Genomic DNA, 17,812 nt, shown 5'->3' with positions numbered 1-17,812 from the left:
TAAAGGTTAGGGCAAATATCTCAAATGCTCTTCGTATATTTCTTTTTCTCATGCTCATACTACTCGAAAAGGGGCCATGAATCCTATGCATAAAATTATTACTGTCCTTCTGCTGTTTTTTCTCTTAAGTGCATGTTCTGATGAATCTGTGCACATCGTTTATCCTTCTAATACTTCACCTGAGATAGAGGAAGAAATAAAACACCATGATTCGGTCAAAGGATTTCAGAGTGTTACTGACAATAATAATGTGTTAGTGGCAATCGACATAAAAACAATGAGTAGGTTTAATAAAGAAAAAATAGAAAAAAAAATAACAAAAGAATTAGAGAAAAAATTTCCGGAGAAAGAAGTGCTAGTCACAGGTGATTTAAAAGTAAAATGGGAAATTGAAAAAATAATTGACCAGAAATTAAAATCCGAAAAGCTAACCAAATCAATTGAAGAAATAAAATCTTTATCAAAGGAAGAGACATAATGGATCAAAAACAATTCGAAAAAATAGTAGATAATCAAACACCGAAAACACCACTTTTTATGAATATGTTAAAAGCGTTTTTAGTTGGGGGCATTATTTGTGCTATTGGACAGCTTATTACTTTTTTTTATATTCGTTTTTTTCCATTTACAGAAAAAACAGCAGGAAACCCAACTGTAGCAACTTTGGTTTTTATTGCAATGATCCTAACGGGTACAGGACTATATAAAAAGATTGCTCAAATAGGTGGAGCGGGATCGGCTGTTCCAGTAACTGGCTTTGGAAATGCTGTAATATCTGCTTCTTTAGAACACAAAACAGAAGGGTACGTATTAGGTGTCGGTGGAAATATGTTTAAACTAGCCGGCTCTGTTATTGTTTTTGGTGTACTTTCCGCTTTTATAGTAGCCTTGATTAAAACAATTTTAGTTAAAATGGGAGTGCTCTCATGGTAATAAAGTCTGGGACAATACAATTTAAAGAAAATCCAAGTATAGCAAGTACGGGTGTTGTGGTAGGTCCTACGGAAAAGAAGAGTACTTTTGCTGAATCATTTGATGAAGTTCTTCTTTTAGAGAATGAAAAAGGTGAAACATTTGAACAAGCTCATACCCATTTTATCGAAAAAGCTTGTAAAGAAACTTTGAGAAAAGGGCATGAAAAGCTTGAAAATGTAGATGTATTTATTGGAGGAGACCTAGTAAATCAACTTTCCCCTACTAATTTTGCTGCTCGCGAGTTAGCGATTCCATTTTTAGGTGTTTTTTCCGCATGCGCAAGTTCTGTAGAATCAGTTATTTTGGGAAGTCTTCTACTGGAATCAGGAAATGCAAAATCTGTACTTGCTGGTGCCTCTAGCCATCATCCGAGCGTGGAGAGACAGTTTAGATATCCTCTTGAATATGGAGCACAAAGACCTGGAACATCTCAATGGACTGTCACTGCAGCAGGTTTTGCACTACTACAAAAGCATGCAAAAAATGCCCCTATTATTACGCACGCCACCATTGGAAGAGTAGTGGATGGTGGACAAAAGAACCCACTTTTTATGGGAGCTGCAATGGCACCAGCCGCAAGAGATACAATTGAAAGGCATTTAACGAATACAAATAGTAGGATGGCAGATTATGACGTAATTATGACCGGTGATTTAGGGAAAATAGGTTTGTCTATATTAAAGGAAATGTTTCAAGATGAAAATAGTGGAGTAATCCTACAAGACGCTGGTGCACAATTTTATGGTGAAGATGAATTTTTTAAGGCAGGAGCAAGTGGTGCAGGATGCTCTGCTGCTGTTTATTTCAGTTATGTATTTAATCAATTAAAAAGCGGTGTATACAAACGGGTATTACTAGTCGCAACTGGCGCATTATTATCGCCATTAACTTTTCAACAAGGTGAAACAATCCCTTGTATTGCTCATGCCATTGAATGTCGTATGGAGAAAAGAGGATAAAAATGATTTCATCATTATTAGTTTCATTTATTGTCGGAGGTCTAATTTGTGTAGTTGGACAAATATTAATGGATGTTTTTAAGCTTACCCCAGCACATACGTTATGTACCCTTGTAGTTAGTGGCTCTATTTTAGATGGATTTGGATTATATGAGCCGTTAATTGATTTTGCAGGAGCAGGTGCTACTGTTCCAATAACATCTTTCGGTAATTCACTAACACACGGTGCTTTAGCAGAAGCAGAAAAGCACGGACTAATAGGAGTAGTTACAGGGATGTTTGAGGTTACAAGCTCAGGGATTAGTTCTGCTATTTTATTTGGAATTATTGGAGCGTTTATTTTTCAAAAACAGAAAACTCACTACTAGTTGATTAGCCCTTTTTCTTTTTCTTGCCTTTGCATACTATATGTTGAAGAGGAGAGGAGGGAAAGATTATGTACGGCTACTGTGGTGGAGGATACCCTGGTTACGGCGGCGGTTATGGCGGAGGCTATGGCGGAAATAAAAGCTCAACTTTTGTATTGATCGTTGTTTTATTTATCTTATTAATAATTGTAGGAGCAAGCTTTCTCCATTAATCATAAATAATTAATGTGAGGAGGAAAATTAGTGCAAAATTCATTTTTTAAAGCAATAGAAAATAAAACTGGTGTTTCGATGGAAGATCTTTTTACGCTTGCCAATGCCATCTCGCATGCTGATTTTACGGATGAAAAACAAGTTCGTAAAATTGTACGCAAAGTTGGCAAGCTAGCAAATAAACCAGTTTCTCAACAGCTAGAAGATGAACTGACGAATTCCATTTTAAAAAGTGGAAATTCGTTAAGTTTATCTGATATCGAAAAGTTGTTGTAATAGTAAGAAAAGATTTTAAGAGTAATAGGTTTAATACTTGGAGACATAGGGTATAGAGTGATAAATAAATCGGAGGTGGAGGAAATGGGATACATCATACCAGTTCAACCAATTCAGTCGCAAATTTATGCTAATCGTATGTCGATGGATGATTATAATTTTGCTTATGTAAGCAATATTAATGGAGTAAAGATGAAATCAACTTTTGATGAACATCTTGAGGACCAGGAACAGGTACTTAAAGAAAATGAAGATAATGATGAGAAATCATCATCGTTTGATAAGTATCCAACTAATCCGCCTTTATTTAAATCTTTTATCCAACCCAATCCAGTAAATTTATCTCCAAAAATTGCACAAATAAGTGGTAAGGGAAATTCAATTAATTTGTATATTTAATAAATTAATAAATAAATAAATAAATAATTAAATGTATAAAGTGATTAAATTTAAATGCCGATTTAAAATCGGCATTTTTTTTCTGCACTAATCTATATAAAAAATGGATTATTAGGTTGAATAATTATTTTTACTGATAGTTTGTACAATTAAAATAAAATGGGCGTTTGGCCAATGCTTAGCTGACCCAAGATACATATAAATATTAGGATACTATAAAAGGAGGTTAGAAAATATGAATAAGAAGATGATACTTTCACTAGTAGATAGAGTAGTAAAAGTAGATAGAGGTGGTCCGGAATCTCGTATAGGAAAACTACTTGCAGTTCAAGATGATCACTTAACTCTACTTACAGATAACGATGGAATCATTTATTACAATACACAACATATTAAAAGCTTAACAATTAATACGAAAAATCAGGATCAAGTTAATATTGAAGTACCAGAGGATTTTGAATTCATACAAGCGGATGACTTCAAAGGCGTTTTAAGAAATTTAACACTTCGATGGGTAAAAATTAATCGTGGTGGACCTGAAACGTTAGAAGGAGTAATGGACTATGTCGATGATGATTATATAACGATTGTCTCAAACGAAGAAATAATCCGGATTTCTTTATTCCATATCCGAAACATTAGCTACGGAGTAAAACTTCCAAAAGAAGATGAAGCAGAAAATAAAAATGAATCAAAAAAAGATAGTGAATAAATAAATGATGTTTTCGTCGCTTCTGTTGATCCGAAGCGACGAATATTCTATGAAGGAGGCGCTCTATCTTGCAAGAGGATAATATTAAAAAAGTTTTATGCGCCCTTATTAATATGAAGATTGGTTTGTATTTACGAAACAGTAAATTTGTAGAAGGTATTTTATTAGAAGTCAAACAAGATCACCTTGCTGTTGATGTCAATGGAAACGTATTCTATTTCGCATTTGAACATATTGGAGCTATATCTAAGAATGCTAAGGACTATAGCGTCTACCCCAAAACTGATTCCTATCCAGAAAGCAATGATTTAACAGATGTTTTGAAAGTATTGAAATACAACTGGGTTACCATTAATAGTTTGAGTAATCAGGCGCTAGTTGGAGTACTAACGAGCATTGTGGAAGATCATATCATTTTAATAAATAATCAGGATCTATACTATATCCCAAAATCTTATATATCAAGTATTCATAAAGGTATATCCAAGATGGAGATAAATAAAATTAATGAGCAATCCACAGGAATCAGTAATGAATTAGTTATTCAAGACACCGTTTCTAGTGTAAATGCTGAACTAATACAATTTACAAACGTCGCAATGAATGAAAAGCAGCAAAAAGATGAGCATCAGGAACAAATTCTCGCTGAACGTTTTAAAACATACAATAATTATGAAGAATTTGTTAAAGTGCCTATTATGGAAGAGCAGAAGGAAGAGAAAAATAAAGCTATTAATGAAGTTCCAGATGTTCTAAGTTTGCATAGTGTAGAAGATATTCCTTTAACAAAAGAATGGAGTATCAAATCCAATAACGATGACCAAAACGAAGCGAAAAATCTAAGAAATTTAATTTCTGAATTACATTACTCAGCTTTAGGCTTCAATTCAACGATGAAAGAAAACAATTCAGAACTGTTAAAATCGGTATCTCATTTAGTTGATAATATTGACTCCAATAATGATGTACTAGAAATAAAAACCAATCAAGTGTTATCTGTGCAAGATGATGAATTATTAAATATGTATAACGAAAATGAGAACCATGTGGATACAAGTCAAGAAGTTGAGGTTCAAGAAACAATGGAATTAATAGATAAACTGAAGATTTCATTAAATCAAGAAGAAACGCAAAATCTTCCGAATAGAGAAGACCTAGAAGCAGATTATTTAGATCCTTACAATTCAAGGAGTAGCGTTATTAATGAAGAACAAATTATTTCTAAAGAACCTGAGATTCAAAACAAGGAAAAAAGAATACTTTTAACTGCATGGAGTAAAATGAATCTAGACCAAAATTCAATTACTATTCCCCCCAAAAAAAATGTAGAAAGCGAATCTCCTACTCATAAAACAAGTTCAGTTGTTGTAGATTTAGCTTCAGACCATGAAAAATCATTTGTTGAAGAGATGCATGAAAATAATACAACAGAGGAGCATGGTAAATTGGTTATTGCACCAGAGCATTCTGAAGTATTTTTTACTGCAGATCCAATAAGTCCCATAGAAAAAAAAGCGATGTTGCTTAAACAATACTATGCATTAATGAAACATGCAGAGAATAATTCAGCTAACCAGGAATATCGTTCTGTACGGTACCCAACTTTAGATTATCATTTAAACAATAAACCAGAGTTTGAAGAATTAAAGAATTCTTATGTATCGGAAAGTCTAAAAGAAGAAAAAGCAGTGTTAGAAAATCAATTTTATTCATTGATGAGGCATGCTGCAAAGATGTATCGTCAAATAAGAGATTTTTGATTAAGAATATTAATTTATGAACGGCGAAAAAAATATGTCTAAGAACTTAATTGGCGATATTTTGAGTATTAGTAAACCAAGATGCATTAAAACTATATGTGTTGCTGGCTAAAATATCATTTCATGTTTTTCCAATAGACATAATCGTTTGTTTGTTCAATCTTTATCTATAGTTATTATAATAAAATAAAAGGAGATGTGACCTTGAATAAAATTATTCAAAGTCTAATCAATGAAGTTGTTCAAATCGAAGTTTCGGGGAAGAAGCAAATTAATGGTACTTTGATTGATTTAGGCAGCGACATAGTGGTTCTTTTTAATGGAGCAGATTTTATGTACATCCCTTTACATCATATCCAGAGTTTAGATATTGGTAGTAATGAGGAATACGAAATACAGCCCCCGACAGTTTCTCCTAGCATATTCTCTGGAGAAACTGAAGATGAGTTATCTTATAATGAGGTACTATTACAAGCAAAAGGAAAATATGTGGAGATTTATATAACAGATGATCAGTCTCTACATGGTTATATTACACATATTAAAAATGACTATTTTGAATTTTATTCACCTATTTATAAAAAGATGTACATTGCTATTAATCATCTGAAGTGGTTAATACCCTATGTTAAAAATGAAAACCCTTATGGCCAGATTAAAGAAGAAGGCAACTTGCAAACGGACAAAGATTCTTTAGAGAACACGTTTGAAGCTCAAGTTGAAAAGTTGAAAAGTTCGATTGTCGTCCTAAACATTGGAGGTAAACATAGTCATGTTGGTAAAATAAACAATGTGGAAAAACAGATTATTGAGATGAAAACTGCTAGAATAGTTCCTATCTATCTAAACCTGGATCATATTAAAACTCTTCACCAGGTGTAAACGATGGATAGACTAAAGTACTTGATTTATGAAGAGAACAATAAAGAAATACAAAAACTATAGAAGCATGAAATGTTTCATGCTTCTTGAAAAAAATATATGCTCCGTATACATAAAAAATTGTCTAACCAATTATGGATAGACAATTTTTTTATTTTTATTAGACAAAAAATTAGTTTTTTTTCAATAAGGACATACACCTCTATCTTAGTAGGACGAGGTGAATATACATACAAGGAACGGACAAACAAACAACGAGAGGAAATGGGATATGTATGAGTTTTCATGTTGGAGTCGCCAGTTTGGTGTTCCTAACTACTATGCTAGTCATTTTTTGGAGACCTAAAGGACTGAATGAGGCATGGCCAGCATCTATAGGAGCAGCGATTATATTAGTTGTAGGTATCGTTTCTCATGCGGACATTATGGACATTCTCAATAAAATTGGCGGCGCATCCATTACTATAATAGCAACAATAGTTATGGCAGTAATATTAGAAAGTTTTGGATTTTTTAACTGGACAGCTGCAAGACTGGCGAATTTAGCAAGGGGTTCTGGTCACCGTTTATACTGGTATATTCAGTTGCTTTGTTTTTTAATGACTTTATTATTTAATAACGATGGAAGTATTTTAATAACCACCCCAATTCTAATATTGCTCTTGAAAAATTTACGACTAAAACCATCACAACAGATTCCTTATTTATTAAGTGGAGCACTTATCGCAACAGCTTCTAGTGCCCCAATAGGTGTAAGCAATATCGTTAATTTGATCGCTCTAGAGATAGTTCATATGACACTTTGGATGCATACAGCGATGATGTTTGTGCCCGCTACATTAGGTTTATTATTTATGTCTTACTTGATGTATTTAGTAGTGAGAAAAAATTTGCCGAGAAGATTACCAGATTCCGCTATAGATATAGAAGAAACATTTTTTACAGAGAATTTTCATCCTTTAAAAACGAAAATCCCTGTAGAAACAAAGCGCAAGCGCACTAAATTTATGTTAAAGTTATTACTATTTGTGTTTATCATGCGTTGTCTACTATTCGTTGCATCTTATATAAACGTACCAATTGAAGTCGTTGCAGTTCTCGGCTCTGTAATACTACTTATTTGGAGATGGTATCATTTACGTACGAACCCAGTAGATATTTTGAAAAAGACTCCTTGGCATATTCTAATTTTTGCTTTTTCCATGTATGTGATAATATATGGCTTGAATAATGTAGGGTTAACAGCATTGTTAGTTCAGTGGTTTGAACCAATTGTAAATCAAGGATTATTTCAAGCAAGTTTTATCATGGGGGGCCTTGTATCAGTGCTTTCGAACTTGTTTAATAACCACCCAGCTTTAATGATTGGAACAATTTCATTAACAGAAATGGGACTGGATGCAATCACCCTTAAGACAATTTATCTTGCCAATATCATTGGTAGTGATATGGGATCGTTATTATTACCTATCGGTACACTCGCTTCCCTTATTTGGATGCATATTTTAAGAAAAAATAAAATTAAAGTTACTTGGAAAGATTATCTAAGCGTAACGATTATCGTTATACCAATAACGACTATTGTAACGCTTGCTCTTTTATTTTTCTGGGTACAAATGATATTTTCTAATTAAAATCTTAAATTGGAAGGTTGGAGACTGTATTTACTAATAATTTTATTTTAATCCTAGGGATTAACTCTAAAAGAACACGTTATCGGAGGGGCAATATAAAGTAGAAAAGCAGGAAATTCTAAAAAAGTTTCCTGCTAATCTCTTTGTTCAATGAAAAAAGATCCTTTCAAAACATTGATTAGATGCGTTTAAAAAGAATCTATATGAGTGAATATTAAATTTGTAGTTAAGGCATTCGATCAATCAGAATTTGTATTATAGCAAAGCCCAAAGATTCAAGAAAAAGCAGTGGAATTTATATATACTTTCAATGAGCATCAATTTAAATACACAGTTTTATTGTTTAATCGTTCTTAATATGTATATGTGAAACTAGGTGAAAATGCTACTGATTATTGTAATCAAATCCATAAAAAAGCAGGATGAATAATCATCCCGCTTTAAAATTAATTGTTTTTAATTAGTTTCTTCTCCATTGCACGATGAGGAATTCCTGCTTCTAAAAATTCTGGAGATGTAATCATGTAATTTCTTTTCTCATAAAATGGTACAGCATGACTTTGTGCATTTAGTTTTAGTTTATCGTATTCTTTCGATTGCGCGTATTCTTCCATACATTGCATCATCAAGTTACCATAATTTTTTCCTCGGTATTTAGGGAGTATACAGACACGTTCTACTTTTCCAATAGAAGATTCAACTGTACGAATTCTTCCTGCACCAAAAGGTGTTTCTCCATCATATGCCACAAAGTGAGTAGCGGTTTGATCATATTCATCTAATTCCATGTGAAGCGGCACATCTTGTTCTTCTACAAAAACTTTTCTTCTAATGAGTATGGCATCTTGATATTCTTTTTCTGTTTCAACTAATTTTGCATAAACCAAGGATTATTCAGCTCCAGACAATCTAAATGTTTCATAAACAGTCCAAGAACCGTCTTCTAATTGATAAAGTAAATGAAGTCGATCAATTTCTTCTTCAAATTCCGCACCAATCATTTTTAACTGCGGATAAATGTCGTCATGTTCACTAGAATTCATTTTTTGAGCAATAGTAATGTGAGGTACAAACGTATAATTTGCTTCATCGTTATATTCAATAGCATTTAAATCCTCATGAAGTGCTAATAGCTCATTTGTAGGCTCTACTTTAAAGTAAATAGCATTTGTTACAGGAGCAAAAGAACTCACTTTAGAAGTCTTTAATGTAAATGGCTTATGCTTACTAACCACTTGAGCTACTTGTTCAGCCACTGTTTTAATTTCCTTTTCGTCTGCTTCAAATACACCTTTAATCGTCATATGTGGTGTTATAAGTGCGTAGTGCGGGTCATAACGTTTCCTATAAGAATTAGCAAAATCTTGCACTTTTTTTGATGGGAAAGCAACTATTCCGTATTTCATTTTTCATTACCTCCTCGAATTTTTGTAACAGATCACCTTATCATTATAACAAAAAAATATTTACAAGCCGAAATTGTTTTTTAGTGAACGCCTTATATCTGGTTGCCAAAGCTTCCAAGTGTGGTTTCCATCTAATTCGTCATAAAATGTCGTAAATCCTTTTTTTATGAATAAATTATGCAAAGATCTATTTGGTGTGACAAAGTCTGTGATTAGTCCATCTCCTGTTTTAACATCTGTCTCTTCCAAGCCAATGATATGATAAAGTGAAAATGCATGTATTTCTTTATGTTTTTCAACTTGATTCAATACATACTCATTTACTAGAGGAGAATGTAAAATAACTTTGCCAAATGTATTAGGATATTGTAAAGCCGTAAGTAAGGATACTGTAGCAGCAAGTGAATCACCGATTAGTGCTCTGCCTAAACCCATTTGATAGGTAGGATAATTGGCATCAATATAAGGAACGAGTTCATGCGCTAAAAAACGTATGTACGCTTTATGCTTTTCTCCGTCTGGATGATATTTTGCTCTACGATCTTTCACATTTTTATATGGAATACCAACAATAATAAGGTTTTCAATTTCATTTTCTTCATACAGTTCGTCAGCCACTCGAGAAATTCTTCCCAATTGAAAATAGTCTTTACCGTCATTTGCAATAAGTACACTGTATTTATATAATGGCGAATAATTTGGTGGTAAGTATATAAGTAACTGCATTTCTTCTTGTAAAGATTCACTAAAAAGTGTTAGATCTTTTACAACTCCTTTATTCATAAAGAACCTCCTACAATAATCATGTTGTATAGAAATTGTAACATATACATGAAGAGAGGTATAATGAACAACAACTAGAAAATTTGAAAGATTATTATTTCGATGGTTATGAATATGGGACAGCGCTGAGTTCAAAATAAATCAGATAAATAAAGGGGTTAATTAAATTGGACAGACAGACATCAAAAGTACATTCACGGACTGTTGAGAAAGCTGCAAATGATGCATTACTTCGTAGAGGTGTGACAATCGAAGAGATTGCTAAAATCGTTTATGAAATGCAATTTCCATACAATAAAGGTCTAACAATTGAGCATTGTATCGAGTCGATTAAAAGTGTTTTAAAGAAAAGAGAAATGCAGCATGCCATTTTAGTAGGGATTGAACTAGATGAACTAGCTGAGAAAAAGTTATTATCGGAGCCATTGCAACAGATTGTAGAAGCAGACGAAGGGTTATTTGGTATAGATGAAACGATTGCTCTGGGAGCAGTGTATACGTATGGAAGTATTGCAGTGACAACTTTTGGTCATTTAGATAAAAATAAAATCGGTATTATTTCAAAATTGGACACAAAAGCAGAGACAGGCACTATCCATACATTTTTAGATGATATAGTTGCCAGCATTGCTGCAAGCGCGGCTTCTCGTTTAGCACATCGAACACGTGATTTAGCAGAGGCAAACGAAACATTTGAGGATATCCCTCCAGAAGAAACTGCACCAGAAACAAAGGTTAAAGGATCTCGAACTTAAATAGTCCATTATAGATATTTAAAGAATGAAAGGGCACTGTACTAATCGATAGGCATTAGTGCTGACCGAACTTCCGCTTGTCGCTCTCTAAGCATGTGCCTCCGCGGAGGAGTCGCTACTGAATTGGGGACTTTCTTCGTGCTACTGAGGGCACTGAAAAACTAATCAAGATATTTTTTTAGCGAGTATGTGAACGTCATTTCATTCACATACTCGTTTTTTGTCTGAACCTCTAAATTTAAGTAATTGCAGGTGCCCTTCGTGCTGCCTGCAGGTGTAAGGTGCACACCCTGAAAAATATCAGAGATACAGTACCATTCGTTTCTATAAAGTCTTTTAAAAATGCAAAATTTGAACAACAAAGCTGCCAGGGTCATTATCAACAATAACAAATAAAATAACAGAGTCGCGTCCGAATTGTATCTTCGGACGCGACTTTGTGCTTCTCCTATTATCTGTAAAAACACACAACTAACTTATAATATAAGCGCTTTAATATTCTCTAGCTTTACTAAAGCCTGCTTTAATTGCTTCCTCTTCTGTGCAAAACCATTCTTCCGGTTTAGTTACATCATAATTATTTCCACTAGGAACATGAAAAATTTTCTTGCCTTCTTTGCTAATGTTTCCTTTAATCAAACATTTACCAATTGGCTCTCTGGAAGAATCCGTATCTTCGACTAACACAGAAGAATCAAAACCACGTGAAGTAACATAGTTGGGGGTTTCCCATACTCCAACTTTCCCTTTCTCCGCAATATTAGATGCTTTTTCAAAGTCGTCTAAATACCTTGTATTTGGCGGAAATACGTAAGCAACACGTGCTAAACCTTCTTCTAAAAGAGTTTCTTGAACACTTACTCCATCTATGTAAATATAGGCAAGCATGCGACCGTAATTATCCAATCGATTTCCTACGTCGAATTCAATTGTTAAATTTCCGTTGCTTAGTATTTCTTTGTTACGATTCTTTGCTTCTTCACTAAAAGGCTGTTTTCCAAGTTGTTTATGATTTATTTCAGGTGTGTCAATAAGTAAATATCGAATTGTTTCGGTATTTCCCTTATAATTTACTTTAATTGTATCTCCGTCAATTACTTCAAGTAATTCAACTGGAATTTGATCAATAGAGCCACTTGTTTTAGTAATACCGTTAGATGGAATTTCCTCACAACCAAAAAGCAAAGAAATAATTATTAATAATAATAACTTTTTCATTTTATCACCGTCATTAGTTTAGCATATAAATAAAGGAGAGATACTGTTGACACATATAATAGAGTTACCATTTGCTTATCGTTTTGATGAAGCAATCAGCAGATTATCATTAGACCCTCTAAATTCTGTAGATTTAGCCAATCAAATAGTTAGAGTTCCATTAGATCATTCCATTATTACTGTAAAAAGTATTGGATCACATCGAGAGCCGAAGTTTATACTAACCGGAATAGAATCGGATGAACAGCTTCAACGTATATTGTCCATTTTTCATTTTGATCGCAGTCTAGATGCAGTTCATGCACATTTTATAAAAACAAATCTGAAGGATTTATTCTTAAAATTTGAAGGTACTCCTATCATTACGGATTTTTCTTTATACGAAAATATAATAAAAAGCATTATTCATCAACAATTAAATCTTTCTTTTGCAAGAACATTAACAACTAGATTTGTGCAAACATTTGGTGAACAGATAGATGGTGTATGGATCTACCCTACTGCTGATAAAATAGCAAAACTAGAAGTGGACACACTAAGAGGTATGCAATTTAGTACAAGAAAAGCGGAATATATAATTGGTATTTCGAAAGCAATTGCAACAGAGGAGTTAAAATTGAATACCTTCGTTAATGAGACTGATGAGACGATTATGAAAAAATTGACTTCCTATCGAGGGATAGGTCCTTGGACAGCAGAAAGTTTTTTGCTTTTTGGCCTTGGTAGAGAGAATCTTTTTCCAGTAGGAGATATAGGACTTCAAAACTCATTAAAACAAATGTGGAATATGGAGAAAAAGCCTTCGAAAGAAGAAATTATTATTCATTTTGAATCTTGGTCACCTTATTTAAGCTATGCTTCTTTATACTTATGGAGAAATATTGAATAAAAAATCAGCTTCCTTTATATAATAAGAAGGAAGCTGATTCTATGTGAATACAATATTCAATTATTGCTCTCCAGTTCGTCTTGTACTTCCTTGAAGTATAAAAACGATTCCTCATCCAATTCATCTATACGTTCCTTATTAATCCCCATTGCAATTGCTCCAGTAAAAATGGTTTCCCACCAAGTTTCTGTTATTGTCATTTCTATTTCCTCCTTTAATTTTCTGTTTGTCCATTTGACCAATACATACCCTAAAAAGTTTGGTTAACAAACTTTTTAATTAGAAAATGAATCAAATATCACACAACCAAAGCAAGACTTATAGACTAATGGAGTGGAAAGTGTAAGGAAAGAATTTTCTCTACATAAAAGAGTATTTCCACCTTTGATAAGAATCATGTATATCAGAAAAAAACTTATATGTGATATTCTTTCCTAGACTAGAAAATAATTGTATGATTCTAATATAGAACGTTTAGTATATATGGTTTTGAATGAAAAAAGGAGATGTTATGATGAATTTTACTGCCCAGCAATTGGAAAATATTTTAGAGGAACATCAAAATTTTTTTTATTCTCGTAAAACAAGATCAGCTAATTTTAGGTTAGAACAACTTGACAAGCTTAAAAACTCAATAAAAAAATATGAGAAGGAAGTTATTAAAGCTTTATATAATGATTTACGTAAAAGTGAATTTGAAGCATATACAACTGAAATAGGACTTGTATATGACAATATATCTTATATGAAAAAAAACTTGGAAAAATGGATGGAACCGATGCAAGTAAAAACCCCATTAGCATTAATGCCATCAAAAAGCTTTATAGTAAATGACCCTTATGGAACTGTCCTGATTATTGCTCCATTTAACTATCCATTTCAATTAGTGATGGAACCACTTTTGGGAGCCATTTGTGGGGGAAATTGTGCAATTATCAAACCCTCTGAATCCACACCCTATACTGCTGAAGTCATTAAGAAGATTATAGAAGAGACATTTGATCCTGGCTATATACGAGTTTTAGAAGGGGAAAAAGAAGAAACTTCATTATTAATCCACGCTCCATTCGATTTCATTTTTTTCACGGGTAGTGTTAAAGTGGGCAAAATTGTCATGAAGGCTGCTTCAGAACGTTTAACGCCTATAGCTCTTGAGCTTGGCGGTAAAAGCCCAGTAATAGTAGATCATACTGCAAATCTGGAAGTGGCAGCAAAGAGGATAATATGGGGAAAATTAGTTAATTTAGGTCAAACATGTATTGCTCCTGATTATGTTTTGGTAGAAGAAAGTGTAAAAGAAAAGTTTGTTGAACTTTTAAAACAATCTATTCATCAATTTTACGGAGAAAATATCCAAAATAGTGTCGATTTAGGGCGAATTATAAATGCAACTCAATTTGATCGCTTGAAAAAAATACTAGATGAAGAAAAGAATCATATTATTTTTGGTGGAAGTACCGATAAAGATGATTTATATATAGAACCAACTTTATTAGATGGCGTTAGTTTTTCAAGTCCTTCTATGGAAGATGAAATATTTGGTCCCATTTTACCTATCATTTCCTACAACAATTTACCAGCGATAATTCGACAAATACGTACATTGCCTAAGCCTCTTGCAGCATATATGTTTAGTGAGCATGAGCGGGCTCAAAATTATTTTTTAGAGGAGTTTTCATTTGGCGGAGGTTGTATTAATGATACAATTACCCATGCTGGAAATGCTTTTTTACCTTTTGGTGGGGTAGGTAACTCAGGAGTACATGCATACCATGGCAAGGCAAGTTTTACTTTGTTTACACATCAAAAGTCTATTATTAAAAAGAATACGAAATTACCAATTGACCTAGTATTTCCTCCTTATAAAAATAAAGTGAAGCTTGTCAGAAGTCTTTTAAAATAATAAAAACATCCACGATTGTTACAAATCTGTGGATGTTTTTTTGAAATTTTGGACTTTTTAATAAAAGAAGCAAGTGTATATTAAAATTTATAGAGTTTTTTAGGATGATATGTGTTAAATTAAAAGAAAACCATTACTTATTCCTTATGATGAACTAAACATAAATATCTAACGATAGTAAATTATCAGAGACAATATAACTAATTCATCAGAAGGAGAAAGAGGAAATTATGGGATCTATTTTCGATACAAAATCAGATGAACTGCTATATACAGTTAAAAAGGCGATTTTTAATGAGTCTTTAGCTGAAGATATGATCCTTCAGGAGCAACTAGAAGATGCTTTCTTTAAGATGGAACTAATGGATTATGCCCTAAACGAAACAATGATAGTAGCAGTGACAAATAGATCTGGTCAAATTCTATATGTGAATGATCGATTTGTAGAGATATCTGGTTATGCAAAATCAGAATTAGTTGGAAAAACGCATAAAGTTGTGAACTCCAACGTACACCCTGCTTCTTTCTTTCGAAAAATATGGAATACAATCTTAAGTGGTGAAGTTTGGGAAGGCGAAATATGTAATCGAAGAAAAAATGGTGAATTATATTGGGTAAAAACATATATTCTACCTGTTGAATTAAATGAAAAAGAATCTTATTTCTTGAGTATCCGAACTGATATAACATCAGAAAAAGAGAAGGAAAAATTGTTACAATCTTCTTTAGTATCTTCCTTTGCAACTGTAGCGAATTATGTAAATAACTTAGTGTTCCAAGTAAAACTCGATGCTTTCGGAAATTATGGTTTTTCTTTATTGAGCGGAAAAATAGCCCATGAATATTTATCTAAACGAGGATTAGAGCCTGTTCAACCCTCAAGAGATACATTTTTGGAAAAGAATTTATTACTATCTACACCTATTGATGCATATTTTTCCGAAGAAATGACCGAAAGATTAGTAGGTCACCTCCAATATGTGTTTAAAGGAGAAGAGGTATCGTATAAAGAATGGTTTGATGAAAAATGCATCTATATAACACTTTCACCTTACGAACGTAAAGGAAAAGTTACAGCTGTAGTAGGTTTTGGTAACGATATTACCGAGTTAGAGTATACTAGAAAAAAATTAGCAGAAATTGCTTATTTTGACCATTTAACCAATACCTTTAATGCGGCAGCTTTGGAAAGAGATGTAATTAAAAAGATTAATGAAAATAAGCCTTTCAGCTTTTTATATATGGATTTAGATCGATTTAAAAATATTAATGATTCCCTAGGACACGTCACAGGGGATAAATTATTGAAAAAAGTTACTACGAGAATAAAGAAATATATTCAGAAAAAAGGAGAAGGACTTTTATATCGAATTGGCGGAGATGAATTTGTTCTTCTTTTAGACGATGATCAACTAATAGATACACCATTTCGTTGTGCAGAATTACTAATACAAGAAATGGAGCAACCATTCTTAATTGATGAAATGGAAGTATATATATCTTGTTCAGTAGGAATTTCCTTTTATCCAAACCACGGTACATCCTATCAAACATTACATCGATCTGCAGACTTAGCATTAAATGTTTCAAAAGAAAGTGGAAAGAGAAATGTAGTAGTATTTGATCAAGCACATGTAGAAGGTTTTGTGAATAAAGTTCAATTAGAAAGCGACATACGAACAGGTCTTGAGAAAAAAGAGTTTATATTAGTTTATCAACCGAAAATCAATTTAAAAACAGAGACGGTTCATGGTTTTGAAGCGTTGATTAGATGGAATAAAAAAGGAAAAGAAATGATTCCTCCTAATGATTTTATACCTTTTGCAGAAGAAACAGGACTAATAATTCCTATTGGTAAATATGTGCTGAGAGAAGCCTGTAAGCAAGCGGTAGAATGGATAAAAATGGGGATATCGTTTCATACCTTATCGGTAAATATAAGCCCTGCTGAACTGGAACAAAATGATTTTTTTCAAAATATCCAATTAATATTGAAAGAAACAGGATTACCAGCACATTATCTAGAACTTGAAGTTACGGAAAATGTATTAATGAAAAATATTGAACGTTTAACAAAACTATTAATTGATTTGAAAGATCTTGGTATTAAAATTGCGATGGATGATTTTGGTTCTGGTTTTTCAAATTTTCGATATCTAAGTAATTTACCGATTCATACACTGAAAATCGACCGTATGTTTATGAATCGAATTGTTGAAAATAGAGACGAAGTTATTGTTGAATCCATTATCCGCATTGGTCATAGCTTGGGATTAGAGGTTGTTGCGGAGGGAGTAGAAACAAAAGAGGTAATTGATTTTCTTAAATTACATGATTGCCATACAGTTCAAGGGTTTTATTATTCTAAACCGTTACATTCAGAGGAAATTCCAAACTTTCAACTAAGAGGACTGCTTCATTAGCAGTCCTTTCAAACTCTTGACGAACGATAGCATTCATCGTTGCATCTTCGGAAAGCACGTCGCAAACAAAAGATTTTGCTAGCACTTCGTTGTAAGCTCAGGGAAAAATTTAGTTGGTTAACGGACCGACAGCGAAAAGCGTCCGCCAACAGTGAATCAACAAAGCAGTCTTTTAAGTTAATAATCTATGAAGTGGATAGATTCCTCTTCCTTTGTAATGCTTTACACTTAATAATATCTAAAATGGTATACTGAAT

Annotated in this window: 20 protein-coding genes; 15 read left to right on the top strand and 5 right to left on the bottom strand. The window is 33.0% G+C overall.

Annotated features, from left to right (window positions below; genetic code table 11):
* The first annotated feature begins 85 nt into the window (after positions 1-85).
* The 11 genes from P2Q73_RS04645 to P2Q73_RS04595 all read left to right on the top strand — a co-directional run bounded on the left by P2Q73_RS04645 (position 86) and on the right by P2Q73_RS04595 (position 8,178).
* A complete protein-coding gene (locus P2Q73_RS04645) occupies positions 86-478 on the top strand; it encodes a YhcN/YlaJ family sporulation lipoprotein (RefSeq protein ID WP_275784453.1) in 393 nt (130 codons plus the stop codon).
* Positions 478-933, top strand: a complete 456-nt coding sequence (gene spoVAC / locus P2Q73_RS04640; RefSeq protein WP_053590220.1) for a stage V sporulation protein AC — start codon at positions 478-480, stop codon at positions 931-933. The genes P2Q73_RS04645 and spoVAC overlap by 1 nt, the downstream gene beginning before the upstream one ends.
* Positions 927-1,934 carry a beta-ketoacyl-[acyl-carrier-protein] synthase family protein gene (locus P2Q73_RS04635; protein ID WP_056827535.1) on the top strand — a complete coding sequence of 336 codons (1,008 nt, stop codon included), beginning with the start codon at positions 927-929 and terminating at the stop codon, positions 1,932-1,934. Before spoVAC ends, P2Q73_RS04635 begins: the two co-directional genes overlap by 7 nt.
* Positions 1,935-1,936: 2 nt before the next feature.
* Positions 1,937-2,302: a stage V sporulation protein AE gene (gene spoVAE, locus P2Q73_RS04630; RefSeq protein ID WP_056827533.1), complete on the top strand. Its 366-nt coding sequence runs from the start codon at positions 1,937-1,939 to the stop codon at positions 2,300-2,302.
* A gap of 68 nt (positions 2,303-2,370) precedes the next feature.
* Positions 2,371-2,514, top strand: coding sequence for a YjcZ family sporulation protein (locus P2Q73_RS04625; protein ID WP_082355239.1), 144 nt, complete (start codon positions 2,371-2,373; stop codon positions 2,512-2,514).
* Positions 2,515-2,545: 31 nt separating this feature from the next.
* On the top strand, positions 2,546-2,791 hold the full coding sequence (locus P2Q73_RS04620; protein ID WP_082355238.1) for a stage VI sporulation protein F: 246 nt from the start codon (positions 2,546-2,548) through the stop codon (positions 2,789-2,791).
* An 84-nt stretch (positions 2,792-2,875) separates the two neighbouring features.
* Positions 2,876-3,190, top strand: a complete 315-nt coding sequence (locus tag P2Q73_RS04615) for a hypothetical protein (protein ID WP_275784448.1) — start codon at positions 2,876-2,878, stop codon at positions 3,188-3,190.
* Between the two features lie 235 nt (positions 3,191-3,425).
* A complete protein-coding gene (locus P2Q73_RS04610) occupies positions 3,426-3,902 on the top strand; it encodes a hypothetical protein (RefSeq protein ID WP_053590216.1) in 477 nt (158 codons plus the stop codon).
* 68 nt (positions 3,903-3,970) lie between these two features.
* Positions 3,971-5,662, top strand: a complete 1,692-nt coding sequence (locus P2Q73_RS04605) for a hypothetical protein (protein ID WP_275784444.1) — start codon at positions 3,971-3,973, stop codon at positions 5,660-5,662.
* Positions 5,663-5,866: 204 nt separating this feature from the next.
* Positions 5,867-6,544, top strand: a complete 678-nt coding sequence (locus P2Q73_RS04600) for a hypothetical protein (protein ID WP_056827525.1) — start codon at positions 5,867-5,869, stop codon at positions 6,542-6,544.
* A 275-nt stretch (positions 6,545-6,819) separates the two neighbouring features.
* Entirely contained in the window at positions 6,820-8,178 is a 1,359-nt protein-coding gene (locus tag P2Q73_RS04595; protein WP_275784441.1) for an arsenic transporter, read from the top strand.
* 446 nt (positions 8,179-8,624) lie between these two features.
* On the opposite strand, the gene P2Q73_RS04590 is transcribed toward P2Q73_RS04595, so the two are convergent.
* From P2Q73_RS04590 to P2Q73_RS04580, 3 genes are read right to left on the bottom strand one after another with little or no spacing between them, the layout of a single operon-like run.
* Positions 8,625-9,065, bottom strand: a complete 441-nt coding sequence (locus P2Q73_RS04590) for a GNAT family N-acetyltransferase (RefSeq protein ID WP_056827521.1) — start codon at positions 9,063-9,065, stop codon at positions 8,625-8,627.
* A 3-nt stretch (positions 9,066-9,068) separates the two neighbouring features.
* Positions 9,069-9,584, bottom strand: coding sequence for a YjcG family protein (locus P2Q73_RS04585; RefSeq protein ID WP_053590211.1), 516 nt, complete (start codon positions 9,582-9,584; stop codon positions 9,069-9,071).
* Between the two features lie 60 nt (positions 9,585-9,644).
* Positions 9,645-10,367, bottom strand: a complete 723-nt coding sequence (locus tag P2Q73_RS04580; RefSeq protein WP_275784436.1) for an alpha/beta hydrolase — start codon at positions 10,365-10,367, stop codon at positions 9,645-9,647.
* A gap of 167 nt (positions 10,368-10,534) precedes the next feature.
* On the opposite strand from P2Q73_RS04580, the gene P2Q73_RS04575 reads away from it, so the two are divergent.
* Positions 10,535-11,122 (top strand): phosphatidylglycerophosphatase A family protein, encoded by a 588-nt coding sequence (locus P2Q73_RS04575; RefSeq protein WP_053590209.1) that lies wholly within the window; start codon positions 10,535-10,537, stop codon positions 11,120-11,122.
* A 492-nt stretch (positions 11,123-11,614) separates the two neighbouring features.
* On the opposite strand, the gene P2Q73_RS04570 is transcribed toward P2Q73_RS04575, so the two are convergent.
* Positions 11,615-12,340: a thermonuclease family protein gene (locus tag P2Q73_RS04570; protein WP_275784432.1), complete on the bottom strand. Its 726-nt coding sequence runs from the start codon at positions 12,338-12,340 to the stop codon at positions 11,615-11,617.
* Positions 12,341-12,386: 46 nt separating this feature from the next.
* Here P2Q73_RS04570 and P2Q73_RS04565 point away from each other — a divergent pair, with 46 nt between their 5' ends.
* Complete coding sequence (locus P2Q73_RS04565) at positions 12,387-13,229, top strand: DNA-3-methyladenine glycosylase family protein (RefSeq protein ID WP_275784428.1); 843 nt, start codon at positions 12,387-12,389, stop codon at positions 13,227-13,229.
* A gap of 56 nt (positions 13,230-13,285) precedes the next feature.
* Here the strand turns inward: P2Q73_RS04565 and P2Q73_RS04560 are convergent, their stop codons facing one another.
* Entirely contained in the window at positions 13,286-13,429 is a 144-nt protein-coding gene (locus tag P2Q73_RS04560) for a hypothetical protein (protein WP_172794281.1), read from the bottom strand.
* A gap of 314 nt (positions 13,430-13,743) precedes the next feature.
* Here P2Q73_RS04560 and P2Q73_RS04555 point away from each other — a divergent pair, with 314 nt between their 5' ends.
* Both P2Q73_RS04555 and P2Q73_RS04550 read left to right on the top strand, forming a co-directional pair.
* Positions 13,744-15,132: an aldehyde dehydrogenase gene (locus tag P2Q73_RS04555; RefSeq protein WP_275784423.1), complete on the top strand. Its 1,389-nt coding sequence runs from the start codon at positions 13,744-13,746 to the stop codon at positions 15,130-15,132.
* A 230-nt stretch (positions 15,133-15,362) separates the two neighbouring features.
* Positions 15,363-17,555 (top strand): sensor domain-containing protein, encoded by a 2,193-nt coding sequence (locus tag P2Q73_RS04550; RefSeq protein WP_275784420.1) that lies wholly within the window; start codon positions 15,363-15,365, stop codon positions 17,553-17,555.
* The last annotated feature ends 257 nt before the right edge of the window (positions 17,556-17,812 follow it).

This window comes from Bacillus sp. Cr_A10 (genome assembly GCF_029222665.1).
GTDB lineage: Bacteria > Bacillota > Bacilli > Bacillales_A > Planococcaceae > Psychrobacillus.
Note: the sequence above shows the minus strand (reverse complement) of the source record. Positions and strands in the feature narration are given on the sequence as shown.